3 protein-coding genes and 1 pseudogene (1 of these 4 running past the window's edge) are annotated in these 1752 nt (G+C 48.6%); all 4 read left to right on the top strand.

Features of this window, described 5'->3' with window-relative positions:
* Positions 1-46, top strand: the 3' end of a protein-coding gene (locus tag QVO39_RS06360; protein WP_021903482.1) for a M3 family metallopeptidase. Its footprint begins 452 nt before the window's first position; only the last 46 of its 498 coding nucleotides appear in the window; the start codon falls outside the window, past its left edge; it ends in the stop codon at positions 44-46.
* Positions 40-228, top strand: a complete 189-nt coding sequence (locus QVO39_RS06365) for a M3 family metallopeptidase (protein ID WP_288171877.1) — start codon at positions 40-42, stop codon at positions 226-228. Before QVO39_RS06360 ends, QVO39_RS06365 begins: the two co-directional genes overlap by 7 nt.
* A 14-nt stretch (positions 229-242) precedes the next feature.
* Positions 243-1196: an NAD(P)H-dependent flavin oxidoreductase gene (locus tag QVO39_RS06370; RefSeq protein ID WP_021903484.1), complete on the top strand. Its 954-nt coding sequence runs from the start codon at positions 243-245 to the stop codon at positions 1194-1196.
* Positions 1197-1404: 208 nt separating this feature from the next.
* Positions 1405-1752, top strand: a pseudogene (locus tag QVO39_RS06375) (hypothetical protein); the annotation flags it as partial.

Below are 1752 nucleotides of genomic sequence, written 5' to 3' on the forward strand. Positions count from 1 at the left end.
GGCTACGCTGCCGGCTACTACGGGTATAAGTGGGCGGAAATACTAGAGGCCGATGCCTTTGAGGAGTTCCTAAAGAATGGGCTCAAAGACCATACCACCTCTATGCGATTTAAGCGTGAGATCTTAGAGCGAGGTGATGCCGAAGAGCCAGAGGTGCTTTATCAAAACTTCAAGGGCCGTCAGCCCTCTATTGAGGCACTGAAGAGAAGATCAGGATTAATTAAATAGCAAGAGTTACCGCAATGAGAAATCAAAATAGAGTGGCCCAATTATTGGGAATTGAGTACCCTATTATTCAGGGTGGAATGGCGTGGACCAGTGGGTACAAGTTGGCAGCAGCAGTAAGCCAAGAGGGCGGACTGGGAGTGCTGGCTGGTGGTACCTTTTACCCCGAAGAGCTACGCGAAGAGATCCGCCATACCCGTAAGCTTACCGACAAGCCCTTTGCCGTCAATATTCCCCTAGTGATGAAAACGGTAGAGGAGACCATGCAAGTGATTATTGAGGAGCGAGTGCCCATCGTGATTACTTCTGCAGGCAATCCTGCTACCTGGACCGCCCGTCTTAAGGAAGAGGGGATCAAGGTGCTACACGTGGTGAGCAGTAGCAAGTTCGCAAAAAAAGCAGAGACCGCTGGGGTCGATGCTGTGATTGCCGAAGGGTTTGAAGCCGGTGGGCACAACGGTCGTGAAGAGACCACTACCCTTTGTCTTATTCCCGCTGTTCGCGAAGTGATCCATGTGCCACTTATAGCAGCCGGAGGAATCGCTTCTGGTGCAGCCATTGTTGCTTGTATGGCTCTAGGAGCAGAGGGGGTGCAGATCGGTACCGCCTTTGCTCTTACCGAGGAGAGTGCCTGCCACCAAGCCTTCAAGGAGCATTGCCTTGCCCTAGGCGAAGGGGATACCAAATTGATGCTGAAGAAGCTAGTGCCTACCCGTTTGGCTAAAGGCGGATTTATGGATCAAGTGGCCGAAGCTGAGGCAAAAGGTGCTACCAAAGAGGAGCTAGCCACTCTGCTAGGCAAAGGAAGAGCCAAGATAGGTATGTCCGAGGGCGATCTCCAAGAGGGAGAGCTAGAAATTGGGCAAATTGCCTCCACCATCAATGCTATACGGCCAGTCCGTGAGGTGATGAATCAACTCCTACACGATGCCAAAGCGATTCTCCGTGACCTCTCCAAAATCACCCTGTAATCACACCTAATATTCATTCAAAAGCGCCCCTTTAGGTTTTGCCTATAGGGGTGTTTTCTGTTTTCACAACCCCTTACTCCTAGGGATTATATCTATAAATACCTATATTTGAGTAGTGATCAGCCCACAATTTACCCAAAAATAGGGAGAGCCTTTCTGCCCAAATATAGCCAACTTTGCGGAAGTATTCATATAAAAGTATTATTCAATGAACATTTTACAGAGAACAGCCCTATTCCTTTTCCTTTCCACACTATTATTAGTGGGTTGCAGCAAGGGAGAGAATAATAAGCAGGAAGAGAATGAGGTAATCACTAGCACTTTGGACGTGGATTCACTTTTGAGCAATCCTGATGCTTTAGTGGATCAAGATGTAGTGCTTGAAGGTATCTGCACTCATATTTGCAAGCATGGTGGCGGCAAGATATTCCTAATGGGAAGCGATGATACCAAGACCATACGAGTAGAGGCTGGTGACGCAATTGGGAGCTTTCCTCAGGAGTGCGTTCATAGCGTTGTAAAGGTAGAGGGCAAGCTCATTGAGGAGCGTATCGAT

The sequence above is a fragment of the Porphyromonas sp. CAG:1061 genome (genome assembly GCF_000435035.1).
GTDB classification, from domain to species: Bacteria; Bacteroidota; Bacteroidia; order Bacteroidales; family Porphyromonadaceae; genus Porphyromonas_A; species Porphyromonas_A somerae.

Coding starts and splice junctions, on each gene's coding strand:
- QVO39_RS06370 (WP_021903484.1), top strand. CDS start 243: ATGAGAAATCAAAATAGAGTGGCCCAATTATTGGGAATTGAGTACCCT.